Here is a 20707-nt window from a genome sequence, read left to right on the forward strand (position 1 = left end):
CACGCTTGGGGTGGGGAATTCCGATTCCCCACAGTTTATCAAACCATAGCCGAATCGGAGTTCGGCATTCTCAAAAAGCCCCTCCATGAAAAGGTTGAAGGGACGCAGCCTCACCTGTTCACCTGCTCACTCGTTCACCAGTTCGCTCACAAACATCTCTCATCTCTGAATAAATATCTTTACAAATTATCAGCCTCACCGGAACTATGCCCAAAAGAGAGAATTGAGAGACGATCATGAATGAAAGCAAGATGGATATCGAGGTTTTGAACGCCAATCCGAGGCGCTGCCAATTTAACCGCATCGAGTTTTGGCTGAATGGAAAACGGGTGCGGGAAGAGATTCCGCCAGCGATGACCACCCTGGAGTTTTTGCACCGGCAGCGGCATCTTTATGGTACCAAATGCAGTTGCAACGAAGGTGATTGCGGTGCCTGCACAGTCGTTTTGGCATATCCACGCGAAGGCGGGATCGTCTATGAATCGGTGAATTCATGTCTGTTCAACGCCGCCAAGCTGCATGGCAAGCATCTGATCACGGTTGAGGCATTGGGCACACCTGAGGCTTTGCATCCCATCCAAAGCGCGATGTTGGCATTTCACGGAATCCAGTGCGGCTATTGCACACCGGGGTTTGTGATGAGCATGTTCGCCCTTTTTGCCTCGGTGACAAACCCTTCCGCGGAAGGCATTCTCGCAAATCTGGAAGGAAATCTTTGCCGTTGCACCGGCTACGATTCGATCCTCAAGGCAGCACGTTTCATCGCCGACAATTATCGCTCCTCGGACATCGTTCCAGCTTGGTGCAGAGCTATCGAGGCGGAACTTCTCGCCTTTGATCTGCCGATGGAATACATTGAAAGAGAAACAGATAGGCTCTACCCCTGTCAGGCATACCATGTTCCGGCAAGCCTCAGAGAATTGTTTCTGGTCACATCTCAAAACGAGGTGCATACACTGATTAACGGCGGGACGGACATCATGGTGCAGATGAGTATCCAAAGGCGGCATTATCCCATTTTGATCGATCTTTCGCAGATCGAAGGCTTGGACATTATCTATCCACGGGAAGAAGGAATCTATATCGGTGCGAATGTAACTTATTCGCAGATAATGCGTTCTGAAGTCATCAAGACCGGTCTGCCCATCCTGATTGAGATGACCAGAAAGATCGCCTCCGAACAGATCCGCAATTTTGGCACGCTGACGGGGAACATCGCCAACGCCTCTCCGGTCGGGGACATGCTGCCTCTTTTGTTGGTTCTCAATGCCGAATTGGTTCTGGAATCCAAAGACGCAATGCGCAAGCTTCCACTCGCGGAGTATTTCCTCGAATATCGCAAGACCGCTCTGGAGGAGGGAGAAATCATCGTTGGGGTTTTGATACCGTCTTTGCCGCCCAACGTCTTCGTGCGTTGTCAAAAAGCAGCGAAACGCAAGGCAGTGGATATTTCGGCAGTCGCCTCCGCCATCTATATCAATACGGTCGATGGAATCGTCCAAGCTGCGCGGCTTGCCTATGGCGGCGTGGCGGAAGTGCCGATTCTATCCAAACAGTTCCATAAAGCAATGATAAATATGGAGTTGCAAGGTCTGCACGTGGACGCGATCGCGGATTTTGTGGCAAATGAATTCAATCCGATATCGGATGTGCGCGGTAGCGAAGAATATCGCAGGAAAGCGGTGCGCAACCAGCTTTTCGTCTATCTGAAAGAGTTTTTGGGGGTTGCACGATGAAGAAAGCTCCTTTTCACATCAGCGGAAAACTCCTGCTCACCGGAAACGCGAGATTTGTCGGCGACGAAGCTCCGCTGCCCGAAATGCTGCACGCGAAGTTTCTCTTTTCCCCCGTCGCCCATGCTTTGATCACCAAACTCGATGTCTCCAAAGCCGCAAATATCAAGGGCATCGCGCGAATCATCACTGCTGATGATGTTCCGGGTGAAAATCAGATCGGGCACGTGATCAAGGACGAGCCGCTCTTTCCCATAAGTAAGATCATGTTCTATGGACAGCCTTTGGCAATAGTGCTTTCAGAGGACGAGCGCTTGGCGGAGGCGGCGGCAAAAGAGATCGAGCTTGAGTATCAAGAATTGCCTCCACTGCTGGAAATCGATGATGCGGAAGCAGCATGCGAGTGGTATATTCCCGAACGCAAAATCGAATGCGGAGAGGTCGATAAAGCATTGATGGAAGCTGAATTCACTATTTCAGGAGAGACCAAATCCGGCGCGCAGGAACATTTTTATATGGAGACCCAGCGTTGCCGCGCGGTTCCCGGAGAGGGGAATCAGCTAACTATTCACACCGCCACGCAAAGCACTATGGAAGTGCAGGAAGTGCTTTCCCACGTGCTTGGCATCCCCGCGCACAATGTCATCGTCGAGGTTCTCCGCTTGGGTGGAGCCTTTGGCGGAAAAGAGCGCAATGCAACGATCTGGGCTTGTATGGCTGGCTTGGCGGCTTTTCTATGCAAGCGTCCGGTGCAGGTATTGTTGACAAGAGACGAGGATATGTCGGTCACCGGCAAACGCCATCCCTTCAAAAGCAGATGGAAGGCCGGATATGACTCAAGGGGAAGGATTTGTGCCTATGACCTCGAACTGATGTGCAACGGCGGTGCCTATGCCGATCTCTCCATCGCCATCCTCGAACGCGCCATGTTCCATGCCGAAAACTGCTATCACATTCCCAATGCCCGCATCCGAGGACGCGCCTGCCGGACAAATCTTCCGCCCAACACGGCTTTCAGGGGTTTCGGCGCGCCGCAGGGCATCTTTGTGATCGAATCCGTGATCGAAGAAATCGCTGATTTGCTCAAACTGGATCCGATCGAGGTCAGAAAAGTAAATCTCTATCAAAACAAAGACTTCACTCCGTATGGTCAACAAGTCTTTGAAATCAGAAGTAATGAACTGTTTGACAAGCTCTTGGCTAATGCGGATTACACGAGGCTGAAGAGCAAAACAGAGCTTTTCAACAAACAAAACCAATACCTGAAACAAGGCATCGGCTTCGTGCCGGTCAAGTTTGGCATCTCGTTCACCACCGCGCTGCTCAATCAGGGCTCTGCTTTGATTTGGGTCTATATCGATGGCAGCGTGTCGGTTAGCACTGGCGGTATTGAAATGGGGCAGGAACTTTCCACCAAAGTCGCCATCGTCGTTTCGCGCGTGCTGGGCATTTCCATTTCCCTGATCAGGATCGAAAGCGCCAATTCCCAGAGAGTGGGAAACGCTTCTCCCACAGCAGCATCCACAGGCAGCGACATCAATGCAAACGCTGCGCGCATTGCTGCTGAAAAGATCAAAACCAGCTTAACCCCGGCAGCGCGTAAGCTACTGCAGCAGAAGTATCAACAAGAATTTGAGCTGAAAGAAATCGTCTTTGATGATTCTCTCATCCACAGCGCGGAGGAGCCGGACAAATCCATCACCTTCGTGGAACTGATCCGCTTTGCTTACAACGAGCGTGTGCCTTTGGCGGCTTATGGATATTATGCCACGCCGGGCTTGTACTTCGACCGCGAAAAAGGCAGGGGAAACCCTTTCCACTATTATGTTTCCGGTTGCGCGCTTTCGAGGGTTCAGATCGATCTGCTCAGCGGCGAACATCGCGTAAGGGATACCTATATCGTGCATGAAAACGGATCGGCTTTGAGCATGGAAATCGATCGTGGACAGATCATCGGCGCCTTTGTGCAAGGCTATGGATGGTGCACGATGGAAGAGCTTCTCTTCAATACCGACGGACGCTATCTGGCTGTGAATCCATCTACATACAAAATCCCCACGGTGCGCGATATCCCCGAAAACCTGCAGGTGGAGATCTTGGCATCGCAGGATGAACACGCCAGCGTCATGGGCAGCAAAGCAACCGGAGAACCGCCATTCATCTATGGACTCTCGGTGTATTTTGCCATCCGGAACGCTTTGCGAAGTATCAATGCCGACGCGGTGCTTGGCTTTCCCGCAACTCCGGAAGCGGTTTTGAAGGCGCTTGACCGACAGTGAGAAAAGCGGTCATCGACATCGGCACCAATTCGATCAAGTGCCTGATCGCGGATCTTAATGCGGGACATATAATTCCCGTGTTGGACATAATCAGAACCACGCGCCTGGGCGCTGATCTCCACAAATCCGCAATCATCAGTCCGTCATCGATGCAGCGCAGCTTCGAGGCAATTCGTGAACTGAAGGAGCTATGCAATCTATACCAAGCTGAAAAGATCATTTGCGTGGGCGCCATGACTTTGCGGCTGGCATCAAACGCGGAGGAATTCATCCATCGGGTAAAAACGGAAATGGGCTTGGATATCATTGTCCTTTCAGGAGATAAAGAAGCGGAGCTATCTTTTCTGGCGGCGGCGGAGCTTGCTGAATATGACTCCGATGAGATCATGGTGATCGATATTGGCGGAGGCAGCACGGAGATCGCAATCGGTACCAAAAAGCAGGTCACCCGCGTCAAAAGCCTATGCTTGGGAGCGGTTTCTCTCACAACGAAGCTCCTGCACAGCGATCCACCATCTCCACAAGAGCTTGGCTCGCTGCAAAAGCAGATTCAAGAAACGCTGGAAAAGCACTATCCCGATCCGAAATCATATCCCGGCATCGGTTGCGGCGGCACGCTCACGTCTTTGGCAGCGGTCTTTCACAGCCTGAACAGCTATAATGCCCAGATCGTTCACGGGACAATGCTTTCAAGGGAAGAAATCCGCCGACAGATAGATATCTACATGAGCCGGAATCTGGAAGAAAGAAAACATATCCAGGGCTTGGATCCCCAACGAGCAGATATCATTATCGCTGGAACGGCAATCATATACGGCATCATGGAGCACTTTTCGCGCTCAGATATCACAGTCTCGGATCGTGGTCTGCGCCACGGCGCTCTGATCAAATCCGCTCTTGGTCAGCTCTAAACCAGAACAAGCTCAACCAAAGAAGAATCCGACCACTCCCGCACCCAGCAACATATAGAAAGGATTGATCTTGAAACGCATGTAGATCGTAAAACACAGCAAAAACACTCCCACCGAAAAGACATCGCCAAAGCTGCTTTGTCCGATCAGGATCATCGCCGCGCCGATCAATCCCAGGCTCAGCCAGCGCAGTTTCTGCATCACGTTCTTGAACCAGGGCTGATGTTTCAACTTCATGTAGGTCAAGGTGATAGCCAGCATGATCACCAGCGAGGGCAAGATCAGCGAAAAGGTGCAAACAACACTGCCGAGGATTCCGCCTTTTTGAAAACCGATGAAGGTGGCGGCATTGATCGCGATCGGTCCCGGAGTCATTTGCGAGATCGCGACGATGTCTGTGAATTCCGCTTGTGTGAGCCAGCCGTGCTTGATCACTGTTTCCTGTTGGATCATCGCCAAAATCGCGTAGCCCCCGCCGAAGCTGAACAATCCTATCTTCATGAAACTGAATATCATAGCCAACGGGATCATGCTTTTCTCCGCTGCCTGCGCAAGCTTTGCAGCACCGCAAAGAGGATCGTTAAAGCGATCAGATAGACGGGGCTGATAAAAAATATCGCCACCAACGCGGCAGAGAGCAGCGGAAACCAGAAATTGCCGGCATTGATCCCCGCCTTTTTCGTCATTTGGATCAGAGGAACGGCGATCAAAGCCACCACAGCAGGTCTCAAGGCATGAAACACCCGCTGTATCGCATCCAAATGCGCATAACGCGTAAATACGGAAGCGATTAGAATAATGCTGATCGTCGAGGGCAATAAAGTTCCCAAGACCGCCATCGCCATTCCGTTTCTGCCCCGGATCTGAATACCGAGATAGACTGCCAGGTTGACCGCGAGCGGACCGGGACAGGATTGCGCTGCCGCAAGACCGTCCAGAAATTCATCGTCACTAATCCACCGGCGCTTGAAACAGACTTCGTCGCGGATCAGAGGGATCATCGCATAGGCTCCGCCGATTGTGAGTGCCCCGATTTTGAAGAAGGTTTTGAATATCTGCCAGAGCATGCCTAATCCGCTATGACGTCAGATTCGATCAATGCCATCAGTTCCTCTACCAGTCTGTCCTCCGGCACTTTTTTGACGATCTTGCCGTGCGCAAAAAGCAAGCCTTCTCCATCTCCACCGGCGATGCCATAATCCGCTTCGCGCGCCTCTCCGGGTCCGTTCACTGCGCAGCCCATAACCGCAACGGTGATAGGCAGATCGGCATATTTCTGCAATGCTGTTTCCACCTTTTCGGTTAAAGCGATCAGATCGATGCGGGTGCGTCCGCAAGTGGGACAGGAGATGATATTGAGTCCTTTGCGAAGCTCCAACGCCTTCAGAATCTCTTTTGCCACAATCACTTCCTGCACCGGATCGGAGGTCAGGGACACGCGGATCGTATCCCCGATCCCTTCGGCAAGCAGGATTCCCAACGCGAGGGAGGATTTGACGCTGCCGGAAAGCAAAGTGCCGGATTCAGTGATGCCAAGATGCAGCGGATAATCGCACTTGGCGCTCAAAAGACGGTAGCTTTCCAGCATCAAGGGCACGTGTGAAGCCTTGACGGAGATCTTGATGCGGTCATAATTCAGGTCTTCAAGGATGCGAACGTGCCGCAGCGCCGCCTCAACCATCGCATTCGCAGTAAGTCCATATTTATCAAGTAGATCGCGAGGTAAAGAACCACTGTTGACGCCAATGCGGATTGGAACGCCGCGATCCTTGGCTGCCGCCACAAGAGTTTCCACGTGATTGCGCTTTTCAATGTTTCCAGGGTTGATGCGCAAGCCGTCGATGCCGCCATCCATTGCCGCCAAAGCCAAACGGTGGTCAAAATGGATATCCGCCACCATCGGCATGGAACTGATCCTCTTCAATATCGGAATCGCGGCAGCATCGTCAAGATCAACCACACTGAACCGTATGATATCGCAACCCGCTGTCTGAAGACGAATTAGTTGCTGCCGAGCTTCGCCGATATCGGATGTTCGCACCGAAAGCATACTCTGAATGCTGATCGGAGCGTCTCCTCCGATGAGAATGCCGCCAAGGCTGATCTGACGTGTTTTTCTACGCTTTATATCACTCATGTTCCAAGCGGATAGAATTGTCAAAATCTGTCAATTCTTTTCAATCGATGTTTTCGCTGTAGCGCAGGATGCCGATCCTGCGAAGGAAAACCCCTATCAACATACCATCAAATTCGCAGCATGCGGACAGCATTTACCGGTTCGCAGCATCGGCATGCTGCGCTACATTTTGCACCCCAAAAATTCGTTTCTTCCCCCTTTGCATTACGGAATCAATACGGACTCATTACGGACTAAGTCCGTATTGACTCCGTAATGCTCACGAGGAAGGATATGAATCGAACGGCTAAGAATTTGAAATTAATAGCAGTTGGATGATAATGGCAGGTTTCCGGAATTGATCCAGCTTCTGATCAATATTTTCAAGCTTGGTCAATCTTGCTTTGGCTTAAGTTAATTCACCATTTGTTTGCGTGAAAACACAAAAATGGCTGCCCCTGCCATACTTGCGAAAGCAGCCAGATAAATGGCAGCGTCGAAGTTACCATACATATCATACAGATAACCGCCGGTCGCGGGACCAAATATTCCACCGATGGCGTATCCCACAAACACGTATGGATATACGGCTAACAGATTGTCCATGCCAAATACCTTGGCTGTTTTTTTGGCAAAAAGCACGAAGTTTCCACCAAACCCAAAACCAACCAATAAAGAAAGCATTAGATAGGTTTCGGAAGTTATCGCCACATAATTGAGCAAATAAATCGCTATTCCCTGGAGAGCAAGTGAGAAAAATATGGTTAGATTTGCCCCAAGATGATCGCTAATGCCTCCCCATGAAATCCTGCCAAGAAAATTGGCTATTGCCAGGATGGATACTCCCATAATCAAAGTATTGTTGGGGACATTGTGGACTGCACCAATCGATCTGAGATTTCCGATGATCAGCAAACCTGCAAAAGTGCCTAAGAAAATCCCGATCAAGAGCTTGTAGAAAGCTTTGTTATTGATTAGATTCCGAAATTTGACTTTGTCGGATAGCGAGATGGAATCAGGAGATTTTACCATAAAAGACATTGTCAGCAGCAGCAATCCATACACCACCCCGAGTACTTTAAAAATCTCAAGGACATGATAGCCTTGCAGGAGCAATTTATTGGCAAAATAAGATAGAATTAGGGCGGCGAAACCAAACCCCGCGGTAACAATACCGGTTATCGATCCGCTTTTTTCAGGGAACCACCTTGCCGGAGTCGTGATTGATACCAGATAGCCAAAACCGGTTCCAATGCCACCCAAAACTCCAATCCCCATCAGCACCAATAAAAAGCTACCCTGCGAAAAACCGGCTATAATGTATCCGCAGCTATAGAACAGCGCGGAAATTGTGATGAGTTGGCGGGGAGACAGCTTTTCCGCCAGCTTGGCGACAAATATCATACTGACCGGAAATACGCAGATAAGAGTGCCAAATATAAGCTGCGCTTGGGCATTGGTAAATCCCACGCTGATACGAAGCTCATGGGCAAAAACGCTCCATGCGTAAACGCCGCCAAGACATAGCATAACCACAAAGCAAGCGCATGTTGAGATGTATTTATTCATCGGTGATTTCATCATTTCAGCTCAAATGCAGTTCATTGGTGACAATAATCGCGCTACCTTGGATTTTCTAGTGTCTTTTGTCCGGATACTACAATAGAATCTTCAGCCACGATGCACCGAACCCCAGGCTCCCTTTCGCAAAGCGGTGCAATGATAGTTTCTTTGCTGTGTCTGGAAGCTATTACAAGTGTTCCACCATTGAAAAATCCGTCTTTGCCTGATCTGTCAATCGCACTTGCTGCATCAATAACTTGTTTTTCAAGGTATTTCTTGTAATTGATTATTTTCTCTCTGATTTCAGGATTACCTACAGAAACTATTTGTGCCGCTAAAATTCCAGCATTCTTGCTTCCGTTTAAGGCTACCGTCGCCACCGGCACTCCATTCGGCATCTGGAGAATGGATAGCACTGAATCCCAGCCGTCTATGGAGTTTGAGGACTTGATGGGTACTCCGATCACCGGTAAAGGAGAAATCGCAGCCACCATGCCCGGTAAATGAGCTGCACCGCCGGCGCCGGCAATAATAACCTGGATATCGCGTTTGTGAGCATTTGCGGCATAATGAAACAGCTTTTGAGGAGTTCGATGCGCAGACACGATGTCTATTTCATAGCCTATATCGAAAAAATCCAATATTTCTGCAGCCTGCTTCATTATGGGCATATCCGAGTTTGATCCCATGATAATACTTACGCATAGTTTTTTCATGATTGCACCTTGATGAGTTTTTTGACTGTCAGGGCTTTTTGCAGGGCATCCTCCAAGCTTGTTGACAGTATCGTTACATGCCCCATTTTACGATTGTAGCTCGTAATTTGTTTTCCGTAGAGGTGGATTTTTACACCCTCTATCGCCAAGCTTTCGGCTATTCCCCGATACACTACAGGTCCTGTAAATCCTTTTTCTCCCAATAAGTTTAGCATCACAGAGGGCATAATTACACTTGTGCTGCCAAGCGGAAGATTGAATATCGCCCTGAGGTGTTGCTCAAATTGAGATGTAGCCACACTTTCAATGGTATGGTGTCCGCTGTTGTGGGGACGGGGAGATACTTCGTTCACATAGATATCGTCATGCTGGTCGATAAATAGCTCGACCGCCAATAACCCTTCCATATTCAATTTCTTGATCACTTCCAAAGCTATCGATTCTGCCTTTTTTGCTAAGGTTGGACTGAATCTCGCCGGGCAGAGTAATTTCTCCACAAGATTTGCCTCTTGCTCTATAATCAATTCCACAGCGGGGAAACAACGGATTTCTCCTTGTCTATTTCTGGCGGCTATCACCGATATTTCTTTGGAGACGTCGATTTTGCTTTCGATTACGGAATCACAATCCATAATATCTTTCAGCTCATTTTCCGCATTGATAATCACTACTCCCCGTCCGTCATAACCCCCTTTCCGAGCTTTCTGTACAAAAGGATAGCGGATTCGATTACAAGCTATGGCTTCAATGATCTCCGCCTTGGATTTGCACAATTGAAACGGAGATGTGATGATCTCATGATCAGCAAAAAACTGCTTTTGAGTGCCTTTATCTTGGATAATTTCGAGAACCGATGGGTCTGGGACTATCTGAACGCCTTCCGATTTCAGTTTTAACAAGGCACCAATGTTTACGCTCTCAATCTCGAATGTCAACAAATCAACCTGTTTCCCAAAATCATACACTGCTGCATAGTCACGATGGTCGCCTTGAATAAAAACCGAGGCAACACCGCTTGCCGGACAATTCTGCTCATTATCGAGGACAAAAGTGACTATATCCCATTTACTGGCTTCTTGAACCAGCATTTTTGCCAGTTGTCCACCGGCTATAATTCCTAACTTTAAACTATTTAACATGGGCAATCCTTTAACTTCTCTGATTTTGAATGCGCACCCCCCCGACTACCAAAAATCTGTATCCTATTATATTGTCAATGCATTTTGTGGCCTGCATACCCCGATTTCTGCAGGTAAGCTCCGCCAAATGCAGGCAGAAAAACCAACTCAACGTGCTTTTACATCGATCCGGCGCGGAATCATACCTCATGGATAAAGAGGCTATCGTCCAGAAGTGAATGCGATGCAAGCAATCCGGCTTCCCTTGAGAAAACCCAGGCTCCGCCACAATAGGCATCGTGCCCGTCTCTGAACATCGCTTGGATGGCGTTGACGGAGAGCACCAAACCGCCAAGCTTTGTCCATTCATCTGTGTAATAGGGTAGCTCCCAGGCATCCCACTTTGGTTGAGTTTCATCTGAGACGGGATAGCTGCGAGCCATGATGTGAAGGGACAAATCCGGTTTTTCAGCGTTGACCTGATCCGTAATCGAAGCATCGAAAAGGTCTCCACAGACGATCAGGGTCGTCTTGCCAAACTTCGTGTCCGCATACTCGACAGTGTCTCCACATGGATTGAATTCTTCGCTCATCCCGGGCAGGAGCCATCCGGGACTGATTCTGCGATAATGAATGACGATATCGCCTTTGTCGTCAATCAAAACCGCGCTGTCATAGACCTTCCCATCCGTAAGCTCCAGGAAACCAAAACAAATATGGATGCTTAGTTTTTGTGCCATATTCCGTAATGATTGGATTTCACGGGAATTGATAGCGAGGCTGAGTTTGGTATCTTTTTCCGGCACACCGGTGATGTCCAGACCGCTCAAACAGGCTTCGGGGAATACGATCAGCTCGCACCCCAGACTCACAGCCTGGACGATCTTTTCCTGCATCACCCCAAGCGCTTTGCGGATTGTCGAGTAAATAGGAAACACGCACAGAGCGACTTTCATGCCCGATCCCTATGGATGATCAGCTCCAGTATTTCCGATCCAGGGTGCGGTATTGGATCGCTTCGGAGATGTGTTGGCAATAACCATATTTAAACTTATTGACCTGAGGGTTAATTTAAGAATATCCATATATACCTTTGGGGTGCGTAAGATACAATTTGGGAATCTATATGTCGAGTTGTGGCTAATTTTTCGAAATAAGGGAATCTATATGTTGACTTCATGCGCCTATCTCATAATATGGGAAACTATGTTATGACTTTCATCAGAAAACGCTTACATACTTTTCAAATATAAACACACGATTTCTGGCATAACCGGTAATCTCACGAAGAATTCCAATTTCAACCAATCTGCTAATCAGATGATTTACAGATGCATAGTTCAGGTTCAGCAACAACTTGGCATTTTTTACGGTGATGATAGGAGACTGATACATGTGGATAATCAGTTTTCTGGCATGAGAAGCTTGTCTCCCAAGTGTCACAATCTCATTTTCCGTGTTTCTATGAAGCTCGAGGATTCTGTTAAAAGTGGTCTTCCCTTTTTCTGCCGTAACGATCACAGACTGTAAAAAGAACCTAACCCAGTGCCCCAGATCATGAGATTCCCTGACCCTTGTTAGCGCATCGTAATATGCTCCTCTATGACTGTCAAAATAATCCGAGATATATAATGTAGGTTTATTCAAAAGCCTGTTGCGAACCAGATAAAGAGTAATGAGCAGCCTGCCGATGCGGCCATTCCCGTCCAAAAACGGGTGTATGGTCTCAAACTGATAATGCATAATCGCGCATTTGATCAAGTGAGGAGTATTTATGTTTACATTATGCAGAAAACTCTCAAAATCGCCCAACATATCTGGCATATCTTCGATATGCGGTGGTATGAAAGCTGCGTCAGAAAGCGATGAACCACCAATCCAGTTCTGGCTTCTACGAAACTCGCCTGGTGTTTTATTCTCTCCCCGAACACTGTGCATTAATATCGAGTGAGTTTCCCTGATCAATCTTAGAGATAAAGGTAGTGTGTCCAATTTCTCAATAGCGAAATTAATTGCATTAACATAATTTTGAACCTCAATCCAGTCGTCCCTTTTTTCCGGCAACACCAAATCCTCATCCAAGATAACGTCTTCAATTTCCGTATTTGTCCCCTCAATGCGGCTGGATGTGTTTGCCTCTTTCAGAATATGCATCTGTATAAATAGATTAACATTGGGCACGATCAGCGAGAAAGCGTTCAATTCTCCCAAAGATTGGGTTGCTTGTTCCAGCAACACGTTGACGCGTGGATCCTCCCAAGTCCATACTTGATTGATCTTGGCAGGCAGGAAACTACTGTATTGATACTGTTTCTTGTAAACTCCCGATTTGAATTCTTCAAACTTCATGATCCCTCCCTCAGCTCCAATATTTCCGATCCAGGGTGCGGTATTGGATCGCTTCGGAGATGTGTTCGCTGCGGATATCGGCACATCCTTCGAGATCGGCGATGGTGCGCGAAACCTTGAGGATGCGGTCAAAGACCCTCGCGGAATAGCCCATTTTGTCGATGGCGTTTTGCATGAGGCGGTGGCTTTCCTCGTCCAATTTGCAGTATTTGCGCAGCAACTTTGACCCCATCTGGGAATTACAGTAGATGCCATCCGCTTGATAGCGTTGCATTTGGATGCCCCTTGCCTTGTTCACGCGGCTGCGGATCTCATTGGATTTGTCACCAGAGGGAAGGGAAGTGAGGTCTGAATAGCTGACGGTGGGGACTTCCACGTGGATATCGATGCGATCCAGAAGGGGTCCTGATATTCTGTTGCGATAGCGTTGGATGACGCCAAATTCGCAATTGCAGGAATGGTTGGGGATGTTTGATCCATAATAGCCGCAGGGACATGGATTCATCGATGCAATGAGCATAAACTCCGCGGGAAAGGTCAAACTGGAAGCGGCGCGGGAAATGGTGACCACTCCGTCTTCGAGGGGTTGACGCAACACTTCCAGCACTGCGCGTTTAAATTCCGGCAATTCGTCCAAAAAGAGAACGCCGCGGTGGGAAAGAGACACTTCTCCCGGACGGGGAAAGGCGCCGCCGCCGATTAACGCAATATCTGAAATAGTATGATGCGGGGAACGAAAGGGTCGAGTAGTCAGAATCCCATTGCGGAAAAGCTTGGCATTGCCGGCAACGGAGTGGATCTTGGTGGCTTCCAAAGCCTCGTCCAGAGAGAGTTCCGGCAGGATGGTAGGCACACGGCGCGCCAGCATGGTTTTGCCGCTGCCGGGAGGACCGATCATCAGCAGGTTGTGACCTCCGGCTGCCGCCACTTCGAGAGAGCGTTTGACCTGAAACTGTCCTTTGACATCGTGCATATCCAGCGGAAAATCGTTGAGAACCTGAAATATCTTGTCGCGATCGACGGTTGCTTCCGGAATCGTGATCTTACCCAGGATAAAATCCGCCGCCTCTCTCAATGATGTGACCGGGATCACCCTCAAACCTTCGATGATGGCGGCTTCCTCGGCATTTTCAAAAGGCAGGATCAAAGCATCGAGATTATCCCGTTTCGCGCCAATGGCGATGGGCAATACTCCTTTGACGGGGCGCACGTTTCCATCCAGAGAAAGCTCGCCGATGATGCCATATTTTTTCAAGTATTCCACCGGAAGCTGCTTGATGCTTTGCAATACGGAGATGGCGATGGGAAGATCGAGCGCGGCGCTGTCTTTTTTGATGTCCGCAGGAGCGAGATTGATGGTGAATCTGCGGATCGCAGCATCCCAGCCGGAGTTTTTGAGCGCGGCAAAGATGCGGTCTTTGCTTTCCTTGACCGCGTTTGACGCCATGCCGACGATGTTTACGTAATAGACGTTTCCGCTGCCGTCGCATTCCACAGTGAGCTGTTGCGCGTCGATGCCCACGGTGGTGTATGTGGTTACGATTCCTACCATTAGGATTTCTCCTGACTACTCAATTTTTTGCACTTTCGAGCTGCCGCTCAATCGAGCTGAGCTTATTTTACACAGGACAAAATATCTCCGAATGTGTCAATATCTTTTTCCATGAACCGTCGTTTTGACCGTGCAATGTTGACGGGATTTTTCATCTTGCACTTAAAAAATCTCACCTATAAAATCCGGCTCTTCCCCCTTTGCATTACGGAATCAATACGGACTCATTACGGACTAAGTCCGTATTGACTCCGTAATGCTAAGGAGGAAGCGCAAGATGCCGATCCTGCGGAGAAGCACGCAATGAGTCGATTTACGGCTCTGAAACGATGTTTATAGATATTAGACGGCAGGGGCGGTGCCCGCTTTGATGATCTTGTTCGTCAGCCGCGCGAGCCTTTGATTCAGTTCCGTGATGATCTTCGCCTCTTCTCCCACGCGGCTGCTGTGCCAAAGCAACAGTTTTTCCGTCCAGGCTTTCGCGGCACTGAATTCCTTTTTCTTTTCCAGCAACTTTGTGAGTTCCAGCACCGAAGGCGGATGAAAGAGCGCTGCGCTCATGGCAAAGCAGCTTTCAGCGCTTTGAAGGTCTTTTTCCTTTTTATAGATACGTCCCAGTTCAAAAGCGGTTTCCGGGCAAAGCAGGTCTTTCGCGATTAGATCAATGAGGATGTTTTTACCGATGTCCGCGTGTCCCTGGCTCAGATAAAGCTTTGCCAGAGCGTGATAATCGATGCGATGGTCGCTGCCGACCTTGACGGGAGTGTCGATGCAGTCGCAGATCAGGGCAAAAAGCGCGGCAGTGTGCAGGATGTCAAACTGGTTATGGACAAAGATTCTGCGAATCAGTTCCGGATCGCCGTTGATCAGGAATTGGAAATAGGTCTGTGGGATGTCGCCGCCTTCAATATCCAGCTCTTTGTCGCGGATATGACCCATGATATAGTATTCGATGGATTCCAGCGCGCAGGACGGAAGCTTGTTTTTCCACAGCCTGCGGGCGATGTGCAATAGGTCGAGATGCTGTTTTTCACGCAGATTCAACCACAGGCGATGATAGAGGATGCGGGATTCCAGCACGGGGATATCGAAAGTCTTGCCGTTGAAGGTGATGAGCAGGCTTTTCTTTTCCAGCAGTTCGATCAGGCGGTCAAAGGAATTGCATTCCGCCTCCGGCTCCGGCAGAAAGATCTGCTCCACGATGTATTGACCGTCGTCATAATAGCCGAGTCCGATCATAAACGCAATCGTGCCTCCGCGTCCCAAGCCGGTTGTTTCCAGATCCAGAACGAGGATGTCCTCTTTCTGCCAGGCAACCGAAGCGTCCAGCTTCGCCCAATCGAGCAAGACCCGCGGAAGTGTTTTGGGATAAAGCGGCAGCCCCTCCACCTCGGTGAACATGTCATAAGCCCTGCGCGTGGAGAAAAAGGGATGGTCATTATGGGCGGAAAAATCTCCCTCGATGGCGGCGGAAAGCGCTTCCCTGATGAGAAGGCACAGTTCCACGCCATATAAATCGCGATCGTCGTTCATATCTCTGATATCCATATAGTTTCATGTTTTCAAAGCTGCCTTGGCTGGCAATAAAAATCGTTAATACAGACCGGACATCCTGCTCTACCAAAAAAACAATTTGCGCGGCGCGAAACTTGCATTACTCTATAAATACCCCCCAGGGGTATCATAAAGGAGCGATAGATATGGAACATTGCCCTGCCGACACACGCAAGGCGCATCATCAAGATGCCTTCAAAAAGAAGCTGCTGAACCGCCTCAAACGGATCGAGGGACAGGTGCGCGGCATCCAGAAAATGCTCTCCGACAACGTTTATTGCGACGACATCATCACCCAGATCACTGCTACGCGCAGCGCCCTGGCATCAGTCGCCAAGGAGCTTTTTGAAGCGCATCTCAATTCTTGCATTCTCGAACAAATCCAATCCGGCTCTCCGGACATTCTGGACGAGCTGAAAAAGACCATAGACCGAATGACAAAATAAAAATACTGGAGCTTAAAATGAAGAAATTCATCGTAATCATTCTCGCTGCCTGGATCCTAATGCCTTTATTGGCACAACATTGCGGATACTGTGCCAAAGGCTTGGAAGCCAAATCCGCCACCGTCAGCCAGACGGACGCCAAACAAGTCATCCCCGCCGCCAAGAAAGCGCACTGGATCGATAAAGACCACTACGTCACCTACGAATGGAACAAAAGCCCCAAGATTGGAAGCTTTCTCCTGCTCGTGAACGTCTTTGACAAAAACAAAAACCGCATAACTCACCTGAACCTGACCGCGAATGCCTATATGCCTTCGATGAAAGGCTCTCACGATACCGGTGACAAGCCCATGAAATTGAACAAAAAGAACCAATATGCTATCCCCGTCTATTTCATGATGCTTGGTGATTGGGAGATCGAGCTCAAATTTAACAAAGACAAACGCCAGATTGGCAACGCCTTCGTCCAGCTCGACATCAAGTAGCAGGGAGCACACCATGACACACCATGTAATCAATTCCGGCAAAAACCGGAAGGGGGTTTTCATCGCCTTCTTTTTGATCGCAATCTTCACTCTGCTGCCTATGATCTCCGCCGCCCAAAACAACATGCTTTTCTTTGAAGCACAGGGAGTTGCCGGCTATGGAACCGCCACCGAGGAGTGGCAGTTCTATTCTCATCATCCTCACGAAGCCATGCAGAAACCATCCCTCGGCTTCGATTACGTCGGCAGAATCGGAGGCAGATCAAAAGACCTTGGATACTTCGCCGTGCAGGCTCGCCTTGCCTATGATGAAAACGAATCCAAGAGTATCCAGCCACAGCTCTATAACGCCTTTTTCAACTGGAAGGCACCCATCGTGGATATCTGGGTGGGACACAACAAAACCGCCATCGGTCTCTCCTCATATCTGGATAACCACGCTTTGCTACTTAAAGACAACTCCATGAGCGGCTTGAATTTCGATCGTGATTGGGGTGCCGGAATCAATTATGACGGGGATCATTTCAATCTCTCCACTTCCGCCACCACTGGTTCCGGGATGCCATTATACGTCGGTGAAAACCGCCTTTTTGCCATCCGTGGCGGCTTTGGCGATCTGGTTAGAGACAATTTCACCATCGGAATATCCGGTGCGGAAGGAAAGATCCTGAAAAGCATGGGCTATGAAGTGATGCACAACAACAAAAAGCACGATCTGCTCTTCGGCGGCCTCGATACCGGTTTCAGATACCTGAACCTGGAGCTCAAATCCGATCTTCTCTATGGAGAATATGACGGCGAGAGAGCATACGCTGTTTTGAAACGGCTCAGCTTGTTTCTGCTGCCGGAAGAACGCGCCGCTTTGGAAGTTCAGAGTCAATTCACGGAGCTTAAAAACGACGCAAACCAATACTTTTCTGCGGGGCTCAGCTATAGGATCACTCCCGATCTCACGCTCCGCTCCACCTATACCTATCACTATCCCGGTGAGCACCACACCGTCGTGCTTCAGGCATATTTCTATAAAGGAATAGTCTTTTAGGGGGATAAACCATGAAAAAGCTATATTTGCTCCTGCTCGCAGCACTTCTATTGATTCCGCTGAATGCTGCAGTAGGCTGCGATCTGAACGATCCCGATAAAGACGTGAAGCGCCTTTTCCCCGGTTCCACAGGCTACAAAACCTTTTACCGATCCGTCTCCAAAGAAGGCGGAAAGCCGCTGTTGGACAAAGTGGAAAAGCGCCTCGGAGACAAATTCACCGGACTCTTTGAAACGATGGACGTTCCCTATACCCTCTATGAAATCTATCGTGGAAAAACCAGTATCGGCTATATCCACGGCGTCAATCAAAAGGGGCGTTTTGGCGGATTGCAGGTCTTTCTGGTCTTCGATACCAAAGGCACTATCACAAACATGTATATGCAAAAACTCAGCAGCAAAAACAGCAAGAACTTCAAAGCCGCCGCCTTCACCAATCAGTTCAATGGTCTGTCCATCAAGGACTTTGATGCCTATGACGTCGTGAAACAAAAAGGAAGCGGCAAAGCCGCCAACATCAAAAACCCCGTCGCCAACGATGCCGATTTTCACTTCATCATGCGCGGCGTGAAAAAGAACCTGGTCCTGATGGAACTTTTCGGTTCCTGGGGCTCGCTCTAATGGAGAATTGCCATGCCAACAATAAATAAAATCGCCTATAAGAATCTGCGCCGCAAGCGCTTTCGCAGCATCCTGACCCTCTTTGGGATCACGCTTTCCACTTGGGTGCTGATCAGTCTTTTGGGCTTCAATCAGGGCTATGAAAAGTCCCTGGATAGCGACATCGACAACCTCGGATTCCAGGTCTTGCTCACCGCCAAGGGCTGTCCTTACGAAGCGGCGACCTTGATGATGCAGGGCGGAGCGGGCTTGCGTTATCTTCCTGAAACCACGTTGGACGGTCTATCACAGCATCCCGAGGTCGTGGGTCTCACGCCAATGCTCATGCAGGCGGTCTTTGATCCCATGATCGGTGAAAGCGGAGGCATCGCTGCCTACACGGGAGTCGATCCACTCACGTTTCCCGGCATGAAAACCTATCTGGAATTTGCCCAGGGCGGTTGGTTCACCGATCCCAACAAACTGGAAGCCGTAATCGGCTATGAAGCCGCGGAGCTTGAGCAGCGCGAAGTGGGCGACATCCTGTTGATCCCGGAAAAAGAAGTCGAACTCACGGTTGTGGGTGTCCTCAAACGCAGCGGCACTCAGGACGACGGCACTATCTTCGTTCCCTACAAGGCTTTGCAGACCGTTTTCGGAGTGGAGGGAAAGCTCACCTCCATCGGAATCAAGGTAGATAAGAACACGGACGTGAACGCCTTTGAAGAAAGGCTCTATAAACTTCCGGACGTCCAGGTCGTCTCCATGGCGCAGGTCAAAAGCACTATCTCCAATCTTGTGGGCACTGCGCGCATCATGGTGATGTCCATTGCCCTGATCGCCATCTTGATCGCGATGATCGGAGTGATGAATACGATCCTGATGTCCGTTTTGGAACGCTATCAGGAGATCGGCATCATGAAATCCATGGGCGCCTCGGCATGGCATATCTTCAGATTGATCTGGACGGAAACCGTGATCATTTGTCTTGCCGGAGGCATCCTCGGAGCCCTGCTTTCAGTGGGTCTCGCCGCCGTCACGGAAGGTCTGATTCGCCATATTTTGCCCTTCTCGCCCAAGGGTTCATTGGTTCTGATCGATCTGCCTCTGGTTTTGCGCTCCATCGGTATCATCGTCGGCATCGGTCTTATCAGCGGAATCTATCCGGCATACAGAGCTTCAAAGATCAAACCCATTGAAGCAATCCGCAGCAGCGAGGGGGAAATATGAACATCATCAACGCGCTTGACCTCAGCAAGGTGTATCTTCGCGGAGCCGAAGAAATCCGTGCGGTGAACAAAATCAGCATCGACATCGAGGAAGGAGATTTTGTCTCCTTCGTGGGTGCCTCTGGTTCAGGAAAAACTACTCTGCTCCACCTGCTTGGCTGTCTGGACGACCCCAGCGGCGGATATCTGAATATCGCCGGTCAGGTCGTCTTCGAAAACGGCAAAGCCATGCCGGAAAGCAAACTCACCAAAGTCCGTCGAAACTTTTTCGGCTATATCTTCCAAAAATTCTACCTGATTCCCACCCTCACCGTCAAGGAAAACATCATGGTGCCCTTCGCCTTTCACCGCAATCCCGATATCCGCATCAACGTGAACGACGTAGCCAAATTGTTAGGGCTGGAAAAACGCCTCAACCACCTGCCCAAAGAGATCTCCGGAGGGGAAATGCAGCGCGTCGCCATCGCCCGTGCCCTGATCAACAACCCCAAGGTGATCCTTGCCGACGAACCCACCGGAAACCTGGACAGCAAACGCAGCGAAGAAATCGCGGATATCCTCACCGGTTTGAACCGCGACCGCGGCATCACCATCATCCTCGTTACCCACAATCACGAGTTGGCAAAAAGAGCCGGCAGGATTATGGAACTCATCGATGGCAACCTGATAACGTAGATTGGACACCTCCTTAAACTTCACTCCATAAGGGAGAACCCGGACGGGGCTTTGGAACTTTGTATCCGAAGCCCCGTTTGCATAGCTAACGAGTGTGTCAATATGTAGCGCAGCATGCCGATGCTGCGGAAACGATGGGAACAGTTTCGCAGGATCGGCATCCTGCGCTTTCTCCTTAGCATTACGGAGTCAATACGGACTTATACTAATTCGCTTGCATAAATCCAAATTATGATTATAGTATCTCCAGAACAACAATAGCTGGAGGTACAGATGAACCGTATCCATGTTAACGACACATTGCCTGCTGAAGAGCTAAGGCATAGAATGCTTGCCAGTA

The 20707-nt window shown here is 49.4% G+C and carries 19 protein-coding genes; 9 read left to right on the top strand and 10 right to left on the bottom strand.

Annotated elements, in window-relative coordinates; all coding sequences use genetic code 11:
• Positions 1–236 precede the first annotated feature (236 nt).
• Genes Q8M98_03355 through Q8M98_03365 form a run of 3 tightly spaced genes read left to right on the top strand, consistent with a single transcriptional unit; the run spans position 237 to position 4923 of the window.
• Positions 237–1736 (top strand): FAD binding domain-containing protein, encoded by a 1500-nt coding sequence (locus Q8M98_03355; protein MDP3113793.1) that lies wholly within the window; start codon positions 237–239, stop codon positions 1734–1736.
• A complete protein-coding gene (locus tag Q8M98_03360; protein MDP3113794.1) occupies positions 1733–4012 on the top strand; it encodes a molybdopterin-dependent oxidoreductase in 2280 nt (759 codons plus the stop codon). Before Q8M98_03355 ends, Q8M98_03360 begins: the two co-directional genes overlap by 4 nt.
• Positions 4009–4923, top strand: a complete 915-nt coding sequence (locus tag Q8M98_03365; protein MDP3113795.1) for a Ppx/GppA phosphatase family protein — start codon at positions 4009–4011, stop codon at positions 4921–4923. Before Q8M98_03360 ends, Q8M98_03365 begins: the two co-directional genes overlap by 4 nt.
• Before the next feature lie 12 nt (positions 4924–4935).
• On the opposite strand, the gene Q8M98_03370 is transcribed toward Q8M98_03365, so the two are convergent.
• The 10 genes from Q8M98_03370 to Q8M98_03415 form a co-directional block, all read right to left on the bottom strand.
• Positions 4936–5454 (bottom strand): chromate transporter, encoded by a 519-nt coding sequence (locus Q8M98_03370; GenBank protein ID MDP3113796.1) that lies wholly within the window; start codon positions 5452–5454, stop codon positions 4936–4938.
• On the bottom strand, positions 5451–5990 hold the full coding sequence (locus Q8M98_03375; GenBank protein MDP3113797.1) for a chromate transporter: 540 nt from the start codon (positions 5988–5990) through the stop codon (positions 5451–5453). The genes Q8M98_03370 and Q8M98_03375 overlap by 4 nt, the downstream gene beginning before the upstream one ends.
• Before the next feature lie 2 nt (positions 5991–5992).
• Entirely contained in the window at positions 5993–7060 is a 1068-nt protein-coding gene (ispG, locus tag Q8M98_03380; GenBank protein MDP3113798.1) for a flavodoxin-dependent (E)-4-hydroxy-3-methylbut-2-enyl-diphosphate synthase, read from the bottom strand.
• A 393-nt stretch (positions 7061–7453) separates the two neighbouring features.
• A complete protein-coding gene (locus tag Q8M98_03385; GenBank protein ID MDP3113799.1) occupies positions 7454–8608 on the bottom strand; it encodes an MFS transporter in 1155 nt (384 codons plus the stop codon).
• A 53-nt stretch (positions 8609–8661) separates the two neighbouring features.
• Complete coding sequence (purE, locus tag Q8M98_03390) at positions 8662–9318, bottom strand: 5-(carboxyamino)imidazole ribonucleotide mutase (GenBank protein ID MDP3113800.1); 657 nt, start codon at positions 9316–9318, stop codon at positions 8662–8664.
• Positions 9315–10457, bottom strand: a complete 1143-nt coding sequence (locus Q8M98_03395; protein MDP3113801.1) for a 5-(carboxyamino)imidazole ribonucleotide synthase — start codon at positions 10455–10457, stop codon at positions 9315–9317. Before Q8M98_03395 ends, purE begins: the two co-directional genes overlap by 4 nt.
• Positions 10458–10636: 179 nt before the next feature.
• Complete coding sequence (locus Q8M98_03400) at positions 10637–11392, bottom strand: carbon-nitrogen hydrolase family protein (protein ID MDP3113802.1); 756 nt, start codon at positions 11390–11392, stop codon at positions 10637–10639.
• A gap of 265 nt (positions 11393–11657) precedes the next feature.
• On the bottom strand, positions 11658–12785 hold the full coding sequence (locus Q8M98_03405; GenBank protein ID MDP3113803.1) for a Fic family protein: 1128 nt from the start codon (positions 12783–12785) through the stop codon (positions 11658–11660).
• A 10-nt stretch (positions 12786–12795) separates the two neighbouring features.
• A complete protein-coding gene (locus Q8M98_03410; GenBank protein ID MDP3113804.1) occupies positions 12796–14337 on the bottom strand; it encodes a YifB family Mg chelatase-like AAA ATPase in 1542 nt (513 codons plus the stop codon).
• A 342-nt stretch (positions 14338–14679) separates the two neighbouring features.
• Positions 14680–15885 carry a ribonuclease H-like domain-containing protein gene (locus Q8M98_03415; GenBank protein ID MDP3113805.1) on the bottom strand — a complete coding sequence of 402 codons (1206 nt, stop codon included), beginning with the start codon at positions 15883–15885 and terminating at the stop codon, positions 14680–14682.
• 152 nt (positions 15886–16037) lie between these two features.
• On the opposite strand from Q8M98_03415, the gene Q8M98_03420 reads away from it, so the two are divergent.
• From Q8M98_03420 to Q8M98_03445, 6 genes are read left to right on the top strand one after another with little or no spacing between them, the layout of a single operon-like run.
• Positions 16038–16337 (top strand): metal-sensitive transcriptional regulator, encoded by a 300-nt coding sequence (locus Q8M98_03420; protein ID MDP3113806.1) that lies wholly within the window; start codon positions 16038–16040, stop codon positions 16335–16337.
• 17 nt (positions 16338–16354) lie between these two features.
• A complete protein-coding gene (locus tag Q8M98_03425) occupies positions 16355–16822 on the top strand; it encodes a FixH family protein (protein ID MDP3113807.1) in 468 nt (155 codons plus the stop codon).
• 13 nt (positions 16823–16835) lie between these two features.
• On the top strand, positions 16836–17864 hold the full coding sequence (locus Q8M98_03430; protein ID MDP3113808.1) for a hypothetical protein: 1029 nt from the start codon (positions 16836–16838) through the stop codon (positions 17862–17864).
• An 11-nt stretch (positions 17865–17875) separates the two neighbouring features.
• Positions 17876–18484 carry a hypothetical protein gene (locus Q8M98_03435; protein MDP3113809.1) on the top strand — a complete coding sequence of 203 codons (609 nt, stop codon included), beginning with the start codon at positions 17876–17878 and terminating at the stop codon, positions 18482–18484.
• Between the two features lie 12 nt (positions 18485–18496).
• Positions 18497–19693 (top strand): ABC transporter permease, encoded by a 1197-nt coding sequence (locus Q8M98_03440; GenBank protein MDP3113810.1) that lies wholly within the window; start codon positions 18497–18499, stop codon positions 19691–19693.
• A complete protein-coding gene (locus tag Q8M98_03445; GenBank protein ID MDP3113811.1) occupies positions 19690–20367 on the top strand; it encodes an ABC transporter ATP-binding protein in 678 nt (225 codons plus the stop codon). The genes Q8M98_03440 and Q8M98_03445 overlap by 4 nt, the downstream gene beginning before the upstream one ends.
• Positions 20368–20707: the final 340 nt, after the last annotated feature.

The organism is Candidatus Cloacimonadaceae bacterium (assembly GCA_030693415.1).
Lineage (GTDB): Bacteria > Cloacimonadota > Cloacimonadia > Cloacimonadales > Cloacimonadaceae > JAUYAR01.

Bases quoted from the DNA above. Each gene is read 5' to 3' on its own strand.
- Q8M98_03415 (MDP3113805.1), bottom strand. From the start codon at position 15,885: ATGGATATCAGAGATATGAACGACGATCGCGATTTATATGGCGTGGAA.
- Q8M98_03355 (MDP3113793.1), top strand. From the start codon at position 237: ATGAATGAAAGCAAGATGGATATCGAGGTTTTGAACGCCAATCCGAGG.
- Q8M98_03385 (MDP3113799.1), bottom strand. From the start codon at position 8,608: ATGAATAAATACATCTCAACATGCGCTTGCTTTGTGGTTATGCTATGT.
- Q8M98_03425 (MDP3113807.1), top strand. From the start codon at position 16,355: ATGAAGAAATTCATCGTAATCATTCTCGCTGCCTGGATCCTAATGCCT.
- ispG (MDP3113798.1), bottom strand. From the start codon at position 7,060: ATGAGTGATATAAAGCGTAGAAAAACACGTCAGATCAGCCTTGGCGGC.
- Q8M98_03395 (MDP3113801.1), bottom strand. From the start codon at position 10,457: ATGTTAAATAGTTTAAAGTTAGGAATTATAGCCGGTGGACAACTGGCA.
- Q8M98_03435 (MDP3113809.1), top strand. From the start codon at position 17,876: ATGAAAAAGCTATATTTGCTCCTGCTCGCAGCACTTCTATTGATTCCG.
- purE (MDP3113800.1), bottom strand. From the start codon at position 9,318: ATGAAAAAACTATGCGTAAGTATTATCATGGGATCAAACTCGGATATG.
- Q8M98_03405 (MDP3113803.1), bottom strand. From the start codon at position 12,785: ATGAAGTTTGAAGAATTCAAATCGGGAGTTTACAAGAAACAGTATCAA.
- Q8M98_03420 (MDP3113806.1), top strand. From the start codon at position 16,038: ATGGAACATTGCCCTGCCGACACACGCAAGGCGCATCATCAAGATGCC.
- Q8M98_03400 (MDP3113802.1), bottom strand. From the start codon at position 11,392: ATGAAAGTCGCTCTGTGCGTGTTTCCTATTTACTCGACAATCCGCAAA.
- Q8M98_03360 (MDP3113794.1), top strand. From the start codon at position 1,733: ATGAAGAAAGCTCCTTTTCACATCAGCGGAAAACTCCTGCTCACCGGA.
- Q8M98_03370 (MDP3113796.1), bottom strand. From the start codon at position 5,454: ATGATCCCGTTGGCTATGATATTCAGTTTCATGAAGATAGGATTGTTC.
- Q8M98_03440 (MDP3113810.1), top strand. From the start codon at position 18,497: ATGCCAACAATAAATAAAATCGCCTATAAGAATCTGCGCCGCAAGCGC.
- Q8M98_03375 (MDP3113797.1), bottom strand. From the start codon at position 5,990: ATGCTCTGGCAGATATTCAAAACCTTCTTCAAAATCGGGGCACTCACA.
- Q8M98_03445 (MDP3113811.1), top strand. From the start codon at position 19,690: ATGAACATCATCAACGCGCTTGACCTCAGCAAGGTGTATCTTCGCGGA.
- Q8M98_03430 (MDP3113808.1), top strand. From the start codon at position 16,836: ATGACACACCATGTAATCAATTCCGGCAAAAACCGGAAGGGGGTTTTC.
- Q8M98_03410 (MDP3113804.1), bottom strand. From the start codon at position 14,337: ATGGTAGGAATCGTAACCACATACACCACCGTGGGCATCGACGCGCAA.